General features: G+C 48.5%; 20 protein-coding genes. 16 read left to right on the forward strand and 4 right to left on the reverse strand.

What is annotated here, in order from left to right; all coding sequences use genetic code 11:
• Positions 1-6: 6 nt before the first annotated feature.
• The gene (locus FEK47_RS15250; RefSeq protein ID WP_001601179.1) at positions 7-810 is read right to left on the reverse strand and encodes a hypothetical protein; all 804 of its coding nucleotides are present in this window, start codon (positions 808-810) and stop codon (positions 7-9) included.
• 1,377 nt (positions 811-2,187) lie between these two features.
• Between FEK47_RS15250 and FEK47_RS15255 the strand changes: the two genes are divergently transcribed.
• Positions 2,188-2,541, forward strand: coding sequence for a hypothetical protein (locus tag FEK47_RS15255; protein ID WP_187415510.1), 354 nt, complete (start codon positions 2,188-2,190; stop codon positions 2,539-2,541).
• A gap of 308 nt (positions 2,542-2,849) precedes the next feature.
• Positions 2,850-3,581: an inovirus Gp2 family protein gene (locus FEK47_RS15260; RefSeq protein WP_001601184.1), complete on the forward strand. Its 732-nt coding sequence runs from the start codon at positions 2,850-2,852 to the stop codon at positions 3,579-3,581.
• A 346-nt stretch (positions 3,582-3,927) separates the two neighbouring features.
• Here the strand turns inward: FEK47_RS15260 and FEK47_RS15265 are convergent, their stop codons facing one another.
• Positions 3,928-4,812 carry a LysR family transcriptional regulator gene (locus FEK47_RS15265; RefSeq protein ID WP_001601186.1) on the reverse strand — a complete coding sequence of 295 codons (885 nt, stop codon included), beginning with the start codon at positions 4,810-4,812 and terminating at the stop codon, positions 3,928-3,930.
• Positions 4,813-4,981: 169 nt separating this feature from the next.
• Here FEK47_RS15265 and FEK47_RS15270 point away from each other — a divergent pair, with 169 nt between their 5' ends.
• The 3 genes from FEK47_RS15270 (at position 4,982) to FEK47_RS15280 (ending at position 9,416) form a co-directional block, all read left to right on the forward strand.
• Positions 4,982-6,118, forward strand: coding sequence for an alpha/beta hydrolase (locus FEK47_RS15270; protein WP_032158042.1), 1,137 nt, complete (start codon positions 4,982-4,984; stop codon positions 6,116-6,118).
• Between the two features lie 177 nt (positions 6,119-6,295).
• The gene (locus FEK47_RS15275; RefSeq protein ID WP_001601191.1) at positions 6,296-7,489 is read left to right on the forward strand and encodes an MFS transporter; all 1,194 of its coding nucleotides are present in this window, start codon (positions 6,296-6,298) and stop codon (positions 7,487-7,489) included.
• Positions 7,490-8,849: 1,360 nt separating this feature from the next.
• Positions 8,850-9,416, forward strand: a complete 567-nt coding sequence (locus FEK47_RS15280) for an inovirus-type Gp2 protein (protein WP_001601195.1) — start codon at positions 8,850-8,852, stop codon at positions 9,414-9,416.
• Between the two features lie 119 nt (positions 9,417-9,535).
• Here FEK47_RS15280 and FEK47_RS25120 read toward each other — a convergent pair whose 3' ends face one another.
• On the reverse strand, positions 9,536-9,685 hold the full coding sequence (locus tag FEK47_RS25120; RefSeq protein WP_001421645.1) for a hypothetical protein: 150 nt from the start codon (positions 9,683-9,685) through the stop codon (positions 9,536-9,538).
• A gap of 14 nt (positions 9,686-9,699) precedes the next feature.
• On the opposite strand from FEK47_RS25120, the gene FEK47_RS15285 reads away from it, so the two are divergent.
• The 3 genes from FEK47_RS15285 to FEK47_RS25125 all read left to right on the forward strand — a co-directional run bounded on the left by FEK47_RS15285 (position 9,700) and on the right by FEK47_RS25125 (position 11,346).
• Complete coding sequence (locus FEK47_RS15285; protein ID WP_138183248.1) at positions 9,700-10,272, forward strand: hypothetical protein; 573 nt, start codon at positions 9,700-9,702, stop codon at positions 10,270-10,272.
• A 68-nt stretch (positions 10,273-10,340) separates the two neighbouring features.
• A complete protein-coding gene (locus FEK47_RS15290; RefSeq protein ID WP_000958492.1) occupies positions 10,341-10,574 on the forward strand; it encodes an AlpA family transcriptional regulator in 234 nt (77 codons plus the stop codon).
• Between the two features lie 259 nt (positions 10,575-10,833).
• Positions 10,834-11,346: a hypothetical protein gene (locus FEK47_RS25125; protein ID WP_001601200.1), complete on the forward strand. Its 513-nt coding sequence runs from the start codon at positions 10,834-10,836 to the stop codon at positions 11,344-11,346.
• A 239-nt stretch (positions 11,347-11,585) separates the two neighbouring features.
• On the opposite strand, the gene FEK47_RS15295 is transcribed toward FEK47_RS25125, so the two are convergent.
• Positions 11,586-11,777 carry a FaeA/PapI family transcriptional regulator gene (locus FEK47_RS15295; RefSeq protein ID WP_032158043.1) on the reverse strand — a complete coding sequence of 64 codons (192 nt, stop codon included), beginning with the start codon at positions 11,775-11,777 and terminating at the stop codon, positions 11,586-11,588.
• Positions 11,778-12,225: 448 nt separating this feature from the next.
• Here FEK47_RS15295 and FEK47_RS15300 point away from each other — a divergent pair, with 448 nt between their 5' ends.
• The 8 genes from FEK47_RS15300 to faeI all read left to right on the forward strand — a co-directional run bounded on the left by FEK47_RS15300 (position 12,226) and on the right by faeI (position 19,727).
• Positions 12,226-12,546, forward strand: a complete 321-nt coding sequence (locus FEK47_RS15300; RefSeq protein WP_138183249.1) for an adhesin biosynthesis transcription regulatory family protein — start codon at positions 12,226-12,228, stop codon at positions 12,544-12,546.
• Positions 12,543-13,088 (forward strand): type 1 fimbrial protein, encoded by a 546-nt coding sequence (locus FEK47_RS15305; RefSeq protein ID WP_001601203.1) that lies wholly within the window; start codon positions 12,543-12,545, stop codon positions 13,086-13,088. The genes FEK47_RS15300 and FEK47_RS15305 overlap by 4 nt, the downstream gene beginning before the upstream one ends.
• A gap of 62 nt (positions 13,089-13,150) precedes the next feature.
• A complete protein-coding gene (gene faeD / locus FEK47_RS15310) occupies positions 13,151-15,553 on the forward strand; it encodes a F4 (K88) fimbrial usher FaeD (RefSeq protein WP_240730979.1) in 2,403 nt (800 codons plus the stop codon).
• The gene (gene faeE, locus FEK47_RS15315; protein ID WP_001601205.1) at positions 15,546-16,322 is read left to right on the forward strand and encodes a F4 (K88) fimbrial chaperone FaeE; all 777 of its coding nucleotides are present in this window, start codon (positions 15,546-15,548) and stop codon (positions 16,320-16,322) included. The genes faeD and faeE overlap by 8 nt, the downstream gene beginning before the upstream one ends.
• Positions 16,323-16,356: 34 nt before the next feature.
• Positions 16,357-16,848 (forward strand): F4 (K88) fimbria minor subunit FaeF, encoded by a 492-nt coding sequence (gene faeF, locus FEK47_RS15320; RefSeq protein ID WP_138183251.1) that lies wholly within the window; start codon positions 16,357-16,359, stop codon positions 16,846-16,848.
• Between the two features lie 238 nt (positions 16,849-17,086).
• A complete protein-coding gene (locus FEK47_RS15325) occupies positions 17,087-17,878 on the forward strand; it encodes a hypothetical protein (RefSeq protein ID WP_171020855.1) in 792 nt (263 codons plus the stop codon).
• Between the two features lie 253 nt (positions 17,879-18,131).
• Entirely contained in the window at positions 18,132-18,929 is a 798-nt protein-coding gene (gene faeH / locus FEK47_RS15330) for a F4 (K88) fimbria minor subunit FaeH (protein ID WP_138183253.1), read from the forward strand.
• Between the two features lie 33 nt (positions 18,930-18,962).
• Positions 18,963-19,727 (forward strand): F4 (K88) fimbria minor subunit FaeI, encoded by a 765-nt coding sequence (faeI, locus tag FEK47_RS15335; RefSeq protein ID WP_138183254.1) that lies wholly within the window; start codon positions 18,963-18,965, stop codon positions 19,725-19,727.
• Positions 19,728-19,734 lie beyond the last annotated feature (7 nt).

A 19,734-nucleotide genomic window follows, 5' to 3' on the forward strand; every position in this document is an offset into this window, starting at 1 on the left:
TGGTGGTTATTGTATCGCCCGGTATGCCCTGGTAATGAGCTCCTTTATGATTTCTGACTTACTTTTGTTTTCTTTCTGCGCGATAAAAAGAAGTTGCTGATACTGAAAATCCTTAAGACGAATATTTACCTGTTTATCCGCTCCTGAACTGACTGACATCTGTTGGTTATTCCGGGAGTGAATTCGCGCACGCGCCCGGCTCTTTCTTTTATAAAACGCTGCATTCATCTTTCTGAGTAACATGTTCTTTATGTCAATATCGTCGGCAGGGTTGTTTTCAATAAGACAGGTATCAAAAAAAGCATTAATGAGAAGCTTTCGTTCAGCATTATTCTGAGGCTGAATGTGTTGCAGGCCGCTCAGGGAAAATAATCGTTTTTTCTTAATGTAATTCCATGACCATTCTGTGTCATCAGTTCCCTCCTTAAAGTGTCGTGGAACGTGGATATTATCAAAGGTGAATGCCCATTCATTTTCCATACGATAACAGAACTGAGCTATCTGATTTATATTAAAACGGGAGCGCATGAAGGATATCCAGTCACGTAATACCTTTTTCCTTTTTTCATGGGTGTCAGGGTATGAGGGAAAATGGTATTCACGATAGGGTATTGATTCGGGCGCAGAACCGCGCTGAAAAATCCCCATCTTCTTATAACTGGCTTTACTGATATAAAGCCATACCCAGAACACGACTCTTTTATTATTCAACCACCCGGCGCCACCCCGTTTTGCTGTGGTTGTTGTACCAGGGAAAATGACAAGAAATATTTCTGGTTTTATTAAATCGGAAATGCCATCTGCGCTCATGTTTGTACCTCCATTAAATTATTAAATACTGACATTTTCATGATATGTCAGTCAATTAGTTTTGTGACATGCCCATGTCGTCTCAGAAGAACAATGACGAGTCTGTATTATTGGAGACTAAATACATGCTCTAAGGTTGTAACATATAAGGCCATGGAAATGGTCTTGATGGTGTATTATTGTTACATATACTTAACATGGTGGATTATGTTCTGCCCTGCCTGTATGTCCGGAGGACGTTGCTGTTCTGTGTGTGTCAGCGAGTGGTAAGATTAGCAGGAAGGTGGTATTGAGCAGGATAAAAGTATGCGATGTCTGAGCAAAGAAAAGCGTGTACGATGGGCGTCATTATCAGGATGTCGGGTAACCACGGAAGGTTATTCAAAAAGGAAATGATGGATTACAGATGTGCAATATCGGCGCGGTTTTTTGGCGCGATTTTGTTGATTTTTATATGTCAGTACCATCTGTGACGTTGTCACATGGTGATAATTTTCAGGTGTATGTCCTTTATAACTGACAATATTTCAATGACGTATGAGAATAAACGGTAATATGCAGGCGCCAGTTCGTTACTGGAAGATATGTTTACGATGGTCATCTCTTATCGTTATTGACGGAAATCTGCCTGATGTTCATCTCTTTTATCCGACGGTCAGATTTACAGGGAGGAGATTCGCCTGAAAGATATCAGGTAATGCAGCTACCATGATAAGAACAGGTATCACTTCCTTTCGGGAAAAATAAATGTCCCGGTCTTCTGCATGAGAATGTTTGTCAGACAGAAATGCCGTCTGAATCAGTTTTTTATCGCTGCCTGTTCGTTCGGTAAAGAACAGGATTATCCCTTGTCCGACTCACCTGAATGAATATGTCAGAATGATGTTATACCGCCGTTGTGTTGTAGAAATTTTTCAGGTGAAAAACATCCCGACAGGGAAAATAATTCCAGAGTAAATATGCTCTGTTTTTAGAACAGAAAACTCCATGCTGGCTGTAAAAGTGAGAAATCAACACCCAGTATGTATGGAAGTCTGAAGATGTTGAGAATGTCGGTATGATACTATATACACATATTTTACTAAGTATTTTTACTAAGCATTTCAGTAAGTGTTATACACGTATTTTCTACTAAGTGTTTTACCAGACATACACGTGTTTTCATAAACAGCCCTATAAGTGTTTTCATTAAGCATTGCTGTACACATTGCTTTGTCTGAAACACATCCAGTTTAGTAAATCTTTACGTTAGCTAAAATCAGTTTAAAGCTGCTGTAAAACCTTTCTGTTTAAGCAATCAATCTGCTATTCGATTTTACTGATGTTGCGTTTAACCTTTTCTGAGTTTTTGTGTTTTTAGTCGTTAACCTGAGAAAAGTGTCTTTACGTAAAAACGCAAATCCGACTGAGATAACCTGGCGTGATTTACGGTGTGCTTACGACGATTTTGTTAAATGGTTTTATGGATTATTTTGTAACGATGAGATTGATAAGGTGATTAACTGGTCCTGGTGTTTTTTCTCAGTGCAAGGTGATTATCTTCATCATAAGGCTCTTTTCAGAAAAAGCGTGATGATTGGTTTTGGTGTTTTGATTCAGATGAGATTTACGTTATCGATGGTTAATCGTTTTTATGGTGTGTTGAAAAGTAACGTTTTCAGGATAAGAAAATCGATTCTGATGTTGGTGGTTTTTGTTCTCGGGGCGGGGTTGTCTGTAAACAGGTTTTAAACGCGCTATTCGGCTCTGTGATTGCGTTTTGATGTTTTGTTTGCACGTTCTGTGGATCCGTTTCCCTTTTGACTTTTCTCGTCGTCCATGTCGTTTTTTAAATCCATTCATGCTGTTGTTGCGTGTTTTGCAGAGGTGTTTTTACCCTCTGTGTCAGCTGGATTCTCTTTTCGTTACGGGATGGTTTGTTCCGTTTCAATCACTCTTAATCAGAGAGTTGTAGCGTTGCTCAATGGCGGGATGCCGTAAAGTTTTACCGCGGTGATTAATGATGTGAAGTCAATCCAAATCAACGGAGATCTCTCATCATGAATCAACCAATACACAATGCTTACTGGTTATCCCGTTTTGAAAGTATTCTCAACAGTGCCCTGGCGCAACACCGTGCCGTCTCGTTAATCCGGGTGGATTTACGTTTCCCTGAGTATATGCCAGCCACCATCATGGATACCGATTTAGATTCAGCGGTGATTTCTCGTTTTTTCGAATCCCTGAAAGCAAAAATTCAGGCTTACCAGCGGAAAAAACGACGTGCCAACAAGCGTGTGCGTGCAACCATTCTGCGTTATTTCTGGTGTCGGGAGTTTGGCAAGGAAAAAGGCAGGAAACATTATCACGTGATATTACTGCTCAACAAAGATACCTGGTGCTCGCCAGGGGATTTCACCGTTCCTTCTTCGCTGGCGACGCTGATCAAGCTGGCATGGTGTAGCGCTCTGCATCTTGAGCCCTGGCAGGGTAATGGACTGGTTCATTTTTCCAGGCGGACGCCTTTCCGTAAACCGACATCATCTGATGCTTGCCCTTCTTCCGATGATACGCCTGTGCCTGGTGGATGTTCTGATACCCGGAAGGATTCTGACAAAAAGTCTGGTGGATCCGCTGTGCTCTGGGTCAAGCGTGGTGATGTGGAAGCGATGCAGAAAGCCATGGAGAGAGCCCTTTATCTCGTGAAGTATGAGACGAAGCAGCATGACGGTTCTGGTCAACGTAATTATGGTTGCAGTCGTGGAGCGGGGCGTCTACTGGATGGCAGGTGAACCCTGTAAAACAACATCTGGTGCCTGAGCGTATGCCACGGTAAGGGCGTGGTTGACGCCCTTAGCTCGCTTTCTGAAAAGTCGTCCTGAAGTAATGCAATGGATTGCCATCTACTTTCGTTCGCACGCTTGCTTTCCACTCCTCACTCTTTGCAACATCGACCATAAGTCGAAAAGCGCTTGGCTGTTCTGGTTATTTGCATTTACTGCCATTTATGGAAATGAACAGATCGATTGGTAGGACTCAAATGTTATAGCGTCTATCTTCTCATGGTCTGCTTTGTGCCAGAGCGGACGTTGTTTTCCAACTACTACCCAGGCCTGCGAATCATCTCCTCTTCATTCCTTAAATTCTCAATGTATCGATAACCGCTCGCAGAGCGGGTGACACATTGCGGTGTGGATAATAGATATATGAACCTTCCAGTCGCTGGCTGTAACATTGTAAAACTCTGATCAGTGTTCCCTGTTCTATATCACCAGACACCAATTCCTTCGGGACATAAGCCAGTCCCAGACCTAGTCTCGCGGCTTTGGCTTCCATATAACTGTCAGAAAAGACCCATTGTCCCTGAGGCTGATGGGTGATCTTTTTACCGTCCTGATTGAGTTCCCAGGCATACAGGCTGCCGTCGCCGAACTGGTAAGCGATACAGGGATGAGCCACTAAATCAGTGGGGGTTTGTGGAAATCCGTAGCGACGAAAGTGCCCGGGCGAGCCGACAACGGCCATCTCCATATCGGGCGAAATACGCACTGCGACCATACCGCTATCCACCTCTGAACCCAGACGTATACCGGCATCAAAGCGCTCTGTAATAATATCGACAAACCGGCTTTCGCTGATGAGTTCCAGCCGGATATCCGGGTAGCGTTGTTTAAACACTGCCAGCTTCGGCAGCAGCACTTTATCAATGGCGTGCTGGCTGGCATTAATACGGACCGTACCCGATGGTGTATGGCGATAATGGGCCAGAGTGGCAAGCCCCATATCTAATGAGTCAAATCCAGATTCGACGTTTCGATAGAGCAACTCGCCGGCATGGGTGAGCGATAACTTGCGCGTGGTGCGTACCAGAAGCTGTACGCCCAGTCGTTCTTCCAGCTCGCGCACTGTACGGCTAATTCCTGACTGCGCCAGGCCAAGCCTCTTGGCGGCGGCGGTAAAACTCCCTTCTCGCACGACCTGCATAAACAGATAGAGATCGTTATAGTTTTCCCGTTTCGCCATCATCCTTCCCCGCAGCATCACAATTAAGAACAATATAGTATTAATCTTAGCACTTTTTACCCTCTAATCAGCACTATTAATGCTAACTATAATGCGCGCGTTGCAACAAAGCACAGCAGCGTTGTCCGTATGAAACCAGTATTTGGCACATTTTATGAAGGGGATTTTGATGACTGCTTTCACCCAAAAATTGACAGCCGTGATACCCGCTATGTTGTTATGCTCATCATTAAGTGGAGTCACAAGTATGAGTTACGCTGATACAACCAATCCGAACACGCCCGTTTCGCTGGTCGAGAAATGGGATAAAACTTTTGCTGAGAGCACGAAAGTTGATCACCGTAAGGTGACCTTTCCGAACCGGTACGGGATCACCTTAGTCGGGGATCTCTACATACCGAAGGATCGTGGAGATCGCAAGCTGGCTGCTATTGCTGTTAGTGGTCCCTTCGGGGCGGTGAAAGAACAATCCAGCGGCCTGTATGCGCAGACGCTGGCAGAACAGGGATTTGTCACTCTGGCTTTCGATCCTTCATACACGGGTGAAAGCGGCGGCTACCCGCGAAATGTCGCATCTCCGGATATCAACACCGAGGATTTCAGCGCGGCGGTTGATTTCTTAGGCCTGCAAAAAGAGGTGGATCGCAACCGTATCGGGTTGCTCGGTATCTGCGGATGGGGCGGCATGGCCTTAAACGACGCAGCGATGGATACGCGTGTCAAGGCGGTGGCGAGCAGCGTGATGTATGACATGAGCCGGGCAATGGGGCATGGCGTGGGCGATGGCAAAGACCGCTATACCACTGCCGATCGTCGTGCCGTATTGCAGTATCTGAACATGCAGCGCTGGAAGGATGCGGAAAATGGCGCTTTCGAGCCAGGCGGACATGACATTTACGTTGATGAGAAGGGCAACGTCACCGCTTCCGATCGTATTTTACCGGAAACTCTGCCCGCTAATCCTAATCCGGTATTGAAAGAGTTCTTTGATTATTACCGCATGCCGCGTGGTTTCCATGTGCGTTCGGTCAACTCAACCGGTGCCTGGAATGCAACCATGCCGCTGTCATTTATGAATATGCCGCTGCTGAGTTACGCTAATGAAGTGACTATCCCCACACTCATCGTGACCGGTGAAAAAGCCCATTCACGCTATTTTGCTGAAGATGCCTTTAACGCTATCGGCAGCAAAGAGAAAGAGTTAGTGATTGTTCCAGGGGCAAACCATGTTGATCTGTATGACAATGTTGCGGGTAAGATCCCATTTGCCAAATTTGAGCAATTTTTCAAGGCAAACTTAAGATAACCCGAAAGGTTTACAAGGCCACCTGTCGTAAACGGGGGGCTTTTAACTGCCTGGTGTGATGCAGAATATGCCACATCGCCCTCTATTCTTACCCAACTATTATGTCGTTATTTTCTGAATGATTTCTGACCCGACTGCGTCTGAATCCGGCTGGTTCGATATTAAGGGATGCTAATAATGTCCACTATAAGTCTAAAACAATCATACGAAAAAACGCATGCATATTGGAGCGGCGTATTTGCCATGACGCTTTGCGTGTTTGTGCTGATCGCTTCTGAGTTTATGCCAGTCAGCCTGCTTACGCTCATTGCCCATGATTTGCACGTTACTGAAGGGCTGGCAGGGCAAGGAATTGCTGTCTCTGGTGCGCTGGCGGTGCTTACCAGTCTGACTATCTCCCGTATTACCGGAGACCTGAATCGAAAATATCTTCTGCTGGGGCTGACGGCCTTAATGGCCATATCGGGAATAGTTATCACCATAGCACCTGACTATCCAGTTTATATGCTGGGGAGGGCCCTGATTGGTATCGTCATTGGAGGGTTCTGGTCAATGTCGGCGGCAACCGCCATTCGGCTCGTGCCAAAGCAGCATGTCCCCCGCGCACTGGCAATTTTTAACGGCGGAAACGCACTGGCCACCGTTGTGGCAGCGCCACTTGGTAGCTATCTGGGGACAACCATCGGTTGGCGTGGCACCTTTTTATGTCTGGTCCCCCTTGCGATAGCTGCGTTCATCTGGCAATGGTTCAGCCTGCCTCCGATGGAAAGCGATAAAACACATAAACCACAGGGGGCTGTGCTTCGTCTGTTCAGTGTCACCATCGTACCAACGGGACTGCTGGCCTGCGGGCTCTTCTTTATGGGACAGTTTGCTTTATTTACCTACGTGCGCCCCTTTCTGGAGAGCGTCACCAGGGTGGAAGCTTCTGATCTTTCTTTGATTTTGCTCGCAACAGGTGTAGCGGGTTTGGTCGGCACAATATTCGTCTCAATATTCCTGAACACCATATTTTATAAGACCTTAATCATGATCCCGTTGCTTATGGCAGCGATTACCGGTGCGTTGCTGCTGGTTGGACACCACATCTGGGCTGTTGCCGTTTTACTCAGTCTGTGGGGGCTACTTGCAACGGCTGCGCCAGTGGGGTGGTGGACATGGATAGCACGTGCGTTACCCGAAGATGCAGAGACGGGGGGAGGTCTCATGGTTGCGGTGATTCAGCTATCTATTGCACTTGGTTCAACGGCTGGAGGCTTGGTATTCGACAGTCTGGGATGGAGAAGTGCTTTTGGTTTAAGTGGTTTGTTACTTCTGGTAGCGGTGGTGATGACATGGGTCACATCCTGTCAAAACAGGAATTCGCAGTAGCGCAATCCTTTTATTTCGTGTCCGCTCTTTAAGGCATACGGCTGAGGGGCTAATGACCGCTCCTCGCTCATAGCAGAATTTTGCATAGATTCTTTTCCTAAAATAGCATGGCATCTGTTTCAAAATTAGCCTGCAAGTCAATGATATACAGGTATATCAATAAGTTATTCGTTGGTGGCAACGATAAATGTCTATATAACAGATACTGTCGAGTCACTAAATTGATGTGTTTCGGTAGATGAACAAAATGGTAGATCCAATAGAGTGTGGATGAGTTAACCTGACTCAGCCAATTTCTTGAGTTCGTTGAGCATCTGATCGGTTAATCTCTGAGAAAGAGTTTTCAAACAGATTCATTTTCTAAAATTATTTTTATCCATTAACATGGATATTTAGGTTTATTACTATTATTATACTCACTCCCTTTTTCATACAATCTCTATCTTTACAAATCTCATTGATCTTACTCTCATTCTGTCATTTCTAATCTTGTTATCGTGTTCACTCCATCCATCCCTCAATCATAACTACTGTAACTCATATGATGTTCAGATAAGTTATCCTCTACCATTCTACTGATGATATCCATCTGTTCTCATCTTCAGTGAGACAGTAATTGATTTTAATTTTATCTATCATGAACAGCATTTGCTTGACGATGATTGTTGTTGACCTGAAGTGTTTTAACTGTTCTAGTAAATATAAATTCCTCTGTCATTGCTGATTAAGCGAATGTTTACTCTTTGATAAGGTGTCCATGATTTCGTCATGTTTAACAGGTCAGGATAAACAACGGCATTAAAATTAACAGAGTGAATTCCTGATTATGTCTGTTCGTTTCTGATTATCTTTTATGTTAAGCAAGATAAAAATAATCCATCCATGGTATATTTTATTCTGGTATCGTGTGCCGTTAACGCTCATGTTTTGAAGTGATTCGTTTTTAACAAATTAAATGAGAGTGTATAATTTTATCAGGTTACAGGTATGTGTTGGCCTTGTACACGGTTTTTAGAATCACTGAGAGCAAGTTTGTAGTTTATGATTGATTGGTCGAAATATATTTCTTAACCTTCTGGTTGTGGTGTTTTATCGCGTATTTTGCAGTATTTCGTGATGTTTATTGATTCTGTATTTTATTCGCTCCTCGTTTATCTCATCTCTTTAGCAAATACCATCAGATAATCCATTTCTTTCTGCATAATGCTGTGTGTCGTTAATAATCCGTCGTATCCATTCTGTTACATCATGCCTGATAAATACCATCTGTAAGTTATTACCGTTTTAGATCTGATTATGAGCGAAAGCATTAAATCGCTCACAGAGCTTAAAACATCATTAACTTTCAGGAGTCATCAACATGCCTAAATCTTACACACCAAACTGGTTTTTTACCGCTTTACTTGACAATCACATCAATCAAATGATGGCACGCTATTCCTGCCTGCGGGCCTTACGCATGGATTTCTTCTACAGGAAAGATACGCCTGATTTCTTACAACCTGATCATCGCTGGCTTGAATTGCAGTTGCGTATGCTGCTGGAGCAGGTGGAACAATTTGAAAATATCGTTGGCTTCTTCTGGGTGATTGAATGGACGGCTGATCATGGTTTTCATGCGCATGCGGTTTTCTGGCTCGATCGTCAGAGGGTTAAAAAAATATATCCCTTTGCGGAGCGGATTACGGAATGCTGGCGGTCTATTACGCATAACAGTGGTTCGGCACACCGCTGTACATATCAGCCGCATTATACATACAACATCAACATTCCTGTGCGCCACAACGATCCTGAAAGCATCGATAATATTCGCGGTGCCCTGCATTATCTGGCGAAAGAAGAACAAAAAGACGGGCTGTGTGCCTACGGCTGCAATGAAGTTCCTGAACGTCCTGCAGCAGGACGACCACGTAAGCCTCACTTCTGAAGCTTAAGGCCTGAGCCTCCGCTCCTGGAAACACTCCGTCGGTAAAACCTTACCGCCTTGATTAATGATGTGAACCGAAGTCAACGGAGATCATTCATCTTAAACCCACTTCAGGAATTTTACACCTGTCTGGTCTCCTGACTGTCCTGGCATACGACATCTGCCATCCCCGGTTCCACGGTTATCACATCAACAATCTCAGTACACGACGCCTTCAGTTTCACCATACGCTCGTCTTTCGCTGGCGGGGATGCGTCGTGCGTTTCCATATGGAGCATATCTTATGAATGGTATCCCTCATTTCGACTATAGCCTGGCGCCCTTCTGGCCGTCTTATCAGAACAAAATCATCGGTGTTCTCAACCGTGCGCTGCGTGAACAGTCCTGCTCCCGGGTACGGCGGATCCTGCTTCGTCTGCCGTGGGAACATGACAACGCCTTCAGTGACAGAAAAACTTGGTTCGGTATGGATTTTATCGAAACCGTCAGTGCGCTGATGAATGCAACACCCGGACGTGACCTCTGCTGGCTCCTGACCCGTCATCCTGAAAAACCGGAATACCACGTGGTGCTGTGCGTCAGACAGGAGTATTTCGACGGCCCTGAACTGGACCGGCTGATTCTGGATGCCTGGAGCAACGTACTGGGCTTCGCGTCACCGGGTGAAGCGGCACCGTACCAGAAGCAGATAACACGGGATGTGGTGCTGGACAGTCGTTCACCGGACTGCGAAGACATCCTCAAAGAGTTGATATGGGCGTTCAGTGATTTCGCCCGCGATCGTCGTGGTGTGCGCGATCCGGAAGCCCGTTACCTCGCCGGTAATCCCTGGTATCCCGTAGCAGGCCAGCTCTGAAAGCACAGTTCAGCAGATTAATCCGCATTTGCACAACCTTCATAAATCTCACAAAGGACATTCTGACCATGTTGACCACAACAAGCCACGACAGCGTGTTGCTGCGTGCCGACGATCCCCTGATCGACATGAACTACATCACCAGTTTCACCGGCATGACCGATAAATGGTTTTATAAGCTGATCAGTGAAGGTCATTTCCCTAAACCCATCAAACTGGGGCGCAGCAGTCGCTGGTACAAAAGTGAAGTGGAGCAGTGGATGCAGCAGCGAATCGAAGAGTCACGAGGAGCTGCAGCATGAAACGTGTTGTGATGCCGGTACGCTGGCAATGTGCAAAATGCCGGCGCTGGTATTGTGGAAATCAGCCCTGCCCCTGGTGCTGGCGCTGACAACTCCCGCTCATCTTTCTGCTGACTCCTCTGGTCTGCCAACTGTTTGTCATCATTTCCTGACTGATTCGTCATTCCATTCTTATTGTTTATAAGTGGCATTAAACCGGTGTTGGCGTGTTTACCTGCGTGTCTGCATCGGTTCAGTAAAATTAGAAAAGGAGCATTTCGTGCAAATAACCGAAGCATTACTTTCAGAGCCGGGAGACATCCGGCGTTTTGTTCAGCAGGCGGTGGACCACTGGCCGCGTCTGCTGGCATTTCACTTCATACTTCATTCGGTAGAAGGGAATATCGATGAGGGGCAGATTCATGCGTTTTATCGGGCATTTTACCGACAGGTAAATACTTTCGTCATTCAGCAAAGCCACGCCGAATATCCGTCATTGCCGGTGGTTCTGCGCTGGCTACGGGAAAAACAGGATGGTGCTGCAGAGCGTTGTTTGCTGTTGTTTAATCAGGCGCTCATTTGCCCCTCGCGAGCCAGCGTTACAGTTGATGAAGGTGGTTCGCAACTGACTGAGTTGGTTCAACAGGTCTGGAGGACAATAAATTCTGACGGACAATGCAGGGTGGAAAGCTATTTTCGGGTTACCCGTTCAGGTACGTTAGATCAATTTGTTGCGTTAAAAACAACAGCTCAGTCCTTTATGTTACCGGTTATAGCGACAATTGTCAGATGATGACCGGGAGAAGGATCAGTACATCTGTTGATTCTTACGGGTTGATAAAGTTTTGCTAACGACACGATTTTTGCGCAAATATCGTGTCGTCGACTTGCGGTCAGTAGCCCGGGAATTCAGCCTCCGCTATCCTTATGAAATTTAATAAAGCAAATCACAATCGTTTGCTTGTGAGCATCTGTGGATGCCACAACAGAGACATTCCTGAAATTTAACGTCAGAGTGATTTTTGTGGCGCACTATTTTTCTCTGAGTACTACCCATAAAGTACGGGCTCCCTGACGAAGAGGAGTGCGTCTGATTTTCTTTTCCCTGTCAAGAGTCATAAGGTAATACCTGGCCTGATAAGCAGATATACCTGTGGCGTCAGCAATTTCCCGTGTTGTGCAGGAACCTCTGGAATTTATGTATTCAAGGATGTGTTCTTTCATCAACAATTATTCCCTGTACAGATGGCTTTGATATTCGTGTTTTTAATATTTGTATTATCAGGTGAATAACCGGTCTCACAGTAAATCTATATTTCTGGTTTGTGATATCGGGAAAACAAATAACTCATAAGGCAGTTTTTAATTAATTTCTATTTTTCTTATATCTTATTTTGATGTGTATCTAATAACTATTTCTTTTTTTTGTTGTTGTTTTGTTTTGTGTTTCGCTGAAATAACGATCTTTTATTTGTGTATTTGGGCTATTTTTTGGTTTTTTCGCTGTTTTTGTGTGAGTTTGTGGTTTTTTATTCTGTGTTTTTTGCTTTAATCGGATTTAAAGATCGTAAAATGTGAGATTGTCAACATAAAAAACCAAAAGTAAGATGATCACCAACGCGTAGTTGTTATGTTTTTGATTAGTTTTTCTCAGGTTACTGGGGGGGGAGAAATGGAGAGGTTATCCGGAGAGAAGGGGGTGTTTTTTTTAAAGAATAAAGAACATAAGCTTTCCTCAGCGGAGTTGTCGGAAGAGCAATTCTGGCTGCTTGCAGAGATATCGCCGATTCACAGTGAAAAAGTTCTTTATGCGCTGAGAGATTATCTGGTTCTGGGATACGAGCGTAAAGAGGTTTGTATGCGGTACGATGTGTCGTCAAGCTATTTTTCTATAGCACTGGGGCGGGTATCGCGCGTAAACAGACTTGTTTCTTTGCTGGCATCTTATTATTCAGATACGGGCAATAATTTTTTTGACAGACCGCATTCATGAAAAAAGCGCTCTTATTAGTATGTGTGTTTTTTTTTACAGGGGGCGGGGTTTCTCACGCCGCTGTTCAGAAAACCGTATTCAGTGCTGACGTGGTGGCTTCGGCCTGTCATGTGGTGGTGGATGCGGACAGCATCGGCAACAGTGGTCGGCTGACATTCGGGACTTACCGCAAGTCCACGGGGGCGTCTGTGCCTCCGCGTGACTTCACTGTGCGTCTGTATGAGTCCGGTGCCACGGTTCAGGGCTGCTCAGCCTTTCAGGCAGGGCAGGTCGCCACCCTGGATTTTGGTAACCCGGGACAGCTGGATGCAGGGGGCGTGGTCACCCGCGGTGCCGGTGATGGTATTCGCGTGGATGTGCGAGCGGTGGATGCGCAGGCTGATTATCGCGGACGTCTGACTCAGGACAGTCATTCGGTGAATTATCCGGTGGACTTTGCCGCCAGGGGGCAGTTCCGCTTCCGTGCGCAGCCGGAGTTTCCGAAAGACGTGAAGGCAGGAGAATACAGTGGTGCGCTGACGTTTGTGGTCACGTATCAGTAACGGAGAAAAGGATTGTGTGTGCAGGAAAGAAGGTAGTCGCAGAGCCGGAGCCGGTTTCGTCCGTGTTTTTCCGTCGGGCCGCACTTGCGCTTGCCGTATCAGTTGCTTTTGCCAGTGCCACAGGTATTGCAGGTGAAAAACTTGATATGTCCTTTATCCAGGGTGGTGCCGGGGTTAATCCGGAAGTCTGGGCAGCCCTGAACGGCAGCTATGCGCCGGGGCGTTATCTGGTTGACCTGTCCCTGAACGGGAAGGAGGCAGGGAAACAGATACTGGATGTGACACCACAGGATAGTAATGAACTGTGTCTGACAGAGGCATGGCTGACGAAGGCCGGGATTTACGTCAGTGCAGATTACTTTCGTGAGGGATATGATGCCACACGACAGTGCTATGTGCTGACAAAAGCCCCGTCAGTGAAAGTGGATTTTGATGTTTCCACCCAGAGTCTGGCGCTGTCCATTCCCCAGAAAGGGCTGGTGAAGATGCCGGAGAATGTGGACTGGGATTACGGGACCAGTGCATTTCGCGTGAACTATAACGCGAACGCCAACACCGGCCGTAATAACACTTCGGCCTTTGGCTCTGCGGACCTGAAAGCCAATATCGGGCACTGGGTGGTGAGTTCTTCTGCCACGGCCAGCGGCGGTGACAGCGGGGATAACTCCACCACGATAAACATGTTTACGTCCACCCGGGCCATCCGCGCACTGAGTGCGGACCTGGCGGTCGGGAAAACATCCACCGGGGACAGTCTGCTGGGCAGCACGGGAACGTACGGGGTGTCGCTGAGCCGGAACAACAGCATGAAGCCGGGCAATCTGGGGTACACCCCGGTGTTCAGCGGCATTGCGAACGGGCCGTCGAGGGTGACGCTGACACAAAACGGGCGGTTGCTGCATTCGGAGATGGTGCCGGCAGGTCCGTTCTCCATCACGGATGTGCCGCTGTATACCAGTGGTGATGTGACCATGAAAATCACCGGTGAAGACGGGCGCGAGCAGGTACAGAACTTCCCGTTGTCGGTGATGGCCGGGCAGTTAAGCCCGGGGCAGCACGAGTTCAGTATCGCGGCCGGGATGCCGGATGATGACAGCGATATGGACGGTGCGGTGTTTGCGGCTTCATACGGTTACGGTCTGGACGGACTGACGTTGCGCGCCGGTGGTGTGTTTAACCAGGACTGGCAGGGGGCCAGTCTTGGGGCGGTTCTGGACCTGGGTTACCTGGGGGCGGTCTCTGCGGACGGTGCTTATGCCACGGCGAAATACCGTGACGGCAGCCGCAGCGGGAACAAGATGCAGTTCTCATGGAGTAAGCAGTTGCCGGTCACGAATACCGGCCTGCGGGTGAGCTGGTCACGGCAGAGTGAGGAATATGAGGACATGTCCTCCTTTGACCCGACGGAGCTGTGGTCACAGTCAAACCACGGCCGACGGACAAAGGATGAATGGAATGCCGGTATCAGCCAGCCGGTGGGTGGGCTGTTCAGTCTGTCGGTGTCCGGCTGGCAGCGGAGTTATTACCCGGCACAGATGACCGGCAATTACCGCTACCGTGATGACAACGGTAAGGATACGGGGATTACCGGCACTCTGAGTACACAGATTAAGGGCGTCAGCCTGAATTTCGGGGTATCCGGCTCCAGGAACACGCAGGGAGAGAACAACTGGTCTGCGTCGGCATCCGTGTCGGTACCGTTCACACTGTTTGACCGTCGTTACAGCAGCAGTACGTCTGTGAGCACCAGTAAGAATGGTGGCACGGGCTTCAGTACCGGGCTGTCCGGCTCCCTGAATGACCGCTTCAGCTACGGCTTTGGTGGTGGTCGTGACAGTGGTGGTGGTGCCAGCAGTTACCTGAATGCGTCGTACAGCGGTGACCGGGCTTATCTGAGTGGAGCCCTGAACCACTCGCAGTCCGGTGGAACTAGCGGCTCTGTGTCAGCCAGTGGTTCGATGCTGGCGGTGCCGGCGGCGAAAGACATCATGTTCAGTCGTACGACCGGTGACACGGTGGCGGTGGTGAATGTGAAGGACACGCCGGGTGTGAAGGTGACGTCCGGTAACGGGGAAACCAACAGCGATGGCAACCTGGTGGTACCGCTGAACAGCTATGACTGGAACACGGTAACGATTGATGCAGGTACGCTGCCGCTGAGCACCGAACTGACGAACACCAGTCAGAAGGTGGTGCCGACGGGCAAGGCTGTGGTCTGGATGCCCTTTGATGCCCTGAACGTGAAGCGTTACCTGCTGCAGGTGAAGCAGCGTAACGGTGAGTTTGTGCCGGGTGGAACCTGGGCACGGGACAGTAAGAACACGCCGCTGGGCTTTGTGGCCAACAACGGTGTGCTGATGATTAACACGGTGGATGCGCCGGGTGACATCACCCTGGGGCAGTGCCGGATACCTGCGGCGAAACTGCAGGATACTGAGAAACTACAGGAGATTACGTGTGAGTAAGCGTAACGCAGTAACGACGTTTTTCACCAACCGGGTGACGAAAGCACTGGGAATGACGCTGGCGCTGATGATGACCTGTCAGAGTGCGATGGCTTCCCTGGCGGCAGACCAGACCCGCTATATCTTTCGCGGGGACAAGGATGCGCTGACCATCACGGTCACCAACAATGACAAGGAGCGTACCTTTGGTGGTCAGGCTTGGGTGGACAATATCGTGGAGAAGGACACCCGTCCGACTTTTGTGGTGACACCGTCCTTCTTTAAGGTGAAGCCGAACGGTCAGCAGACGCTGCGTATCATCATGGCTTCAGACCACCTGCCGAAAGACAAGGAGTCGGTGTACTGGCTGAACCTGCAGGATATTCCGCCGGCTCTGGAGGGCAGCGGTATTGCAGTGGCACTGCGCACGAAGCTGAAGCTGTTCTATCGTCCGAAGGCTCTGCTTGAAGGCCGCAAGGGGGCGGAAGAGGGCATCAGCCTGCAGAGCCGTCCGGATGGCAGGACCATGTTGGTGAACACCACGCCGTACATTTTTGCGATTGGCAGCCTGCTGGACAGCAGTGGAAAGAAAATCGACACGGATAACGACACGGCACAGAAACTGCTGATGTTCATGCCGGGTGATGAAGTGCCGGTGAAAGGCAACGTGGCGAAAGTGGATTCGCTGAATGACTGGGGCGCGCTGCAGGTCTGGACCATCAACCAGAAAAAATCGGCAACCCCGGATGCCGCAAAAGCTGAGAAAGCAGATACCACAGAACAGAAGTAATCACCCTCCGGAATACGGAACTGAGGGGTAATAAATGAAGAAAACGATGATGGCAGCAACCCTGGTCCTGACCGCACTCAGTATTCAGTCCGCCCCAGCGGCTGAATACAGCGTGAAGACCCAGTATCTGGGTGTGGTGAACGGCCAGGTGGTGGGTAACAGTGTGGTGAAGGTGACCCGCACACCGACAGACCCGGTGTTGTACCGCTCAGGCAGTAACAGCCCGTTTCCTGCAGAACTGCTAATCCGGCATGCGGAAAGCCGTCTGGCATCCGGCGGGCTGGCAAACATCACTGTGAAACAGGCACTGCCGGATAACGGGGAAGCCCGCATCACCCTGAAGACGGCCCTGATGGTTGACGGAAAGAGAGTGGCACTCAGCGCCAGACAGCAGGGTGAGGATGTGGTGATAAGCGTGCCTGAGGCACAGAAGCTGGTTGAGTTAAGAACGGATGCACCGGCAGAGCTGGAGGTCCCGGTCAGTTACCGGGGAAATGTGCAGATAGCGCTGCAGGTGGAAGACTGAGAATTCATCTCCGACAACAGATGCAATACATCCGTGACTCCGGAACGGGTCATATTGGTAAAGGGATTTACCGTATTTTTAAACGGGAATAACGTAAAACTATTCTGAGTTAAACACAGTGTTTAATGAAATGCAGTTAATTAAATGAATCCGCAGAGGATAGTTTTGCGGTAATTCCGGAAAAATAAGGATTACCGATTTCGGTTTATTATTTATGAAATATCAAGGAAATTATTTTATGAAAAAGACTCTGATTGCACTGGCTGTGGCTGCATCTGCTGCAGTATCTGGTTCTGCTATGGCGTGGACTGCAAATGGCACTGGTGGTTCTGTTGACCTGGGCGGTACCCTAACTCCGGTAGTTAAAGTGACTCCATGGGAGGTTCAAGTCGGTGCAAAAGTAGGTGATCTGGATGCTACTATCATTGAAAATGCAACTGAAACTGAAATCGTTACGAAAAAACCAATTCCAATTCTGGGTATTCGTACTATTAGCAAGAATGTATTCAAAGGGACGACTGGTATTTCCCCACGTATCAGTTTTAATAAGGCACTTGATTTGAACTCATTCAGTAATAGTATTGGAACTATTACTCTGGATGTGATGGACGCTAATAACAGTAAAATTGGTACTTTAAATGCACCTATGTTTGCTGCAGCAGAGATCTCGAAAGTATCTCTCGACGGATCTTTTCAAAAACTGTTTCCAGCTTTTGCTAGCGGTTTGGATCGTTCTTTTGGCGGCGGCTTACCGAGAGCAGAAAATCAAATGATGAAAGGGGATGTTGGTCCTCGAGCTGTTGCTCTATATCAGGATGCCACTTTGAATTTTAACACCCAGGGGATTCAAGTTAAATCAGGTCCGGCAAACGCTGATAACTTTATAAGCGATCAGTATACACATAGTGCTTACTATGTATCTGGTATTGAGCAGGGCGGAAAAATTCACATCAGTCTTGATAATCCGGCCTCAGCCAATACTTCGGTTGTTTGGAATGCTTCTCTGCCGGTTACTGTTTCCTACCAGTAATTCAGCAGGTGTCAGCAGTAAGCGCCCTCTTGTCTGCTGCTGACAAAAATTCAGGCTGCTGTTTTCAGTAGCCTGAAAAAACAGAATCGGCATACTGATATAAGTATTTTTTTCTGTCGGATACATTATGTCGTATGCCGGTTTCTTTTTACTCTTTCTTCTTTTGTTTTTTTGTTATTCATTTAACAGGGAACTGTTTTCTGACTTTTTTATTTTTTACTGATATCACCCGGATAAAACAGAGAGAATAACGATGAAAATAACCCATCATTATAAATCCCTTCTTCCCGCCCTGATGACGGTGGCCCTGTTTTATTCGGCAGCGCCCCGTGCAGACATTCTTGACGGCGGCGAAATTCAGTTTCACGGTTTTGTCACTGACGAAGCCCCGAAATGGACCTGGCAGATAAGCTCACCGGATCAGACCTGGGCGGTGGATACGGCAGATGCGCGTACAGAGAACGGACAGCTTGTGTTTGATTTGCGTGATAAAGGGGCACTGCCGTTTCTGGAAGGACACCTGCATGAGGTGGCTGAGCGCGGTGGTCCCGGATTCACGCCATTTATTACGTTCGGCAGCAACGGACAGCCTTTTGCTGTGACGGAGGGGAGTGGTACTTCGGCGCAGCGTTTTCGCGCTTCTGTTCCGGTACGTGACCCGGAGAGCGGAAACGTGGCGGGACAGCTTTCTTTTACCCTGAATCAGGGGATGGCGGTCAGTGCGGGTACACAGGAAGAGGGCGCATCCGTTCCGGCGGGCATGTCGCTGGTCGGCGGGCAGAGCGTGACGGAGGTGCAGTCCGGCAGTCTGCCTCAGGGGCTGAAATCCCGGCTGTCTTCCTTATTGTTGATGAATCAGCATTTCGGAAATGGCATGAGTGCGGTGGATAACGGTCAGGTTATCAGTCAGGGCGTTCTGGCGGATGGTCGGGTGATAAATCTGGCTGCCTCTTATGCGTCTGTGGTATCGGATTTTGAGCTGCGGCTGCCGGCTGAAGGCACGCCGGCCCGCTGGCGGGCGGGGCTGAATGTGACGGTCACGGTACAGTAACAATCCGCGGGAGCGAAAGGAGTGAAAAAGGTGATGAAGAAGACAACCCTGTTGCTGCTGGTTGCCAGTCTGTTACCCACGGCAGTGCTGGCCTGGAACACACCGGGAGAGGATTTCAGCGGAGAGCTTAAGCTGGAGGGGCCGGTAACTAGCACCCGTAACCCGTGGGTGTGGAAAGTAGGGCAGGGCAATGAAAGCCTCGAGGTTAAACAGAACCGTGACGCCCGTGGCGGAGAGCAGATCATTCCGGTGTCTCTGCCGGTGCTGACCGTGGTGCTGGGAAAAACCACCCTGACCACGCCGGCAGGACGTGAAGGGCTTTCACCCCGGGTCAGTTACGGAAAGGGGGCTGAGGATTTTTCTCTGGTATGGACTGAACCCGGTGTGGCGGAAGTGACGCTGCCTGTCACCGGCGATAATAATACCCGGGCGGGGACATTTGTTTTCAGCATGCAGGCTGCAGGGGTGCTGCGCCATGTGCAGGACGGACAACTGGTATATGCCGGCGTGTATGACGATCTGAATGCGAACGGCCTGCCAGTGGAAAACCGGGCCATGAAGGCGGCTGATATTCCGGGCGTCCTGCAGGCGATGTTCAGTGGCGAAGGCCCTGCCTGGCTGCAGACAATGACCCTCAGCGGTTATACGGGCGTGAGCCATTTCAGTGATGCTGCGCTGCGCCGGGTTGAGGGGGTTTATGGTGCACAGACAGTGGCAGGCAGTGGTGAATTACGCCTGAACGGCACGCTGCCGGAGCGCTGGCGGGTATCTCTGCCGGTGAGTATTGAATATCAGTAAGAAAGAG

This window comes from Escherichia sp. E3659 (assembly GCF_005781135.1).
GTDB lineage: Bacteria > Pseudomonadota > Gammaproteobacteria > Enterobacterales > Enterobacteriaceae > Escherichia.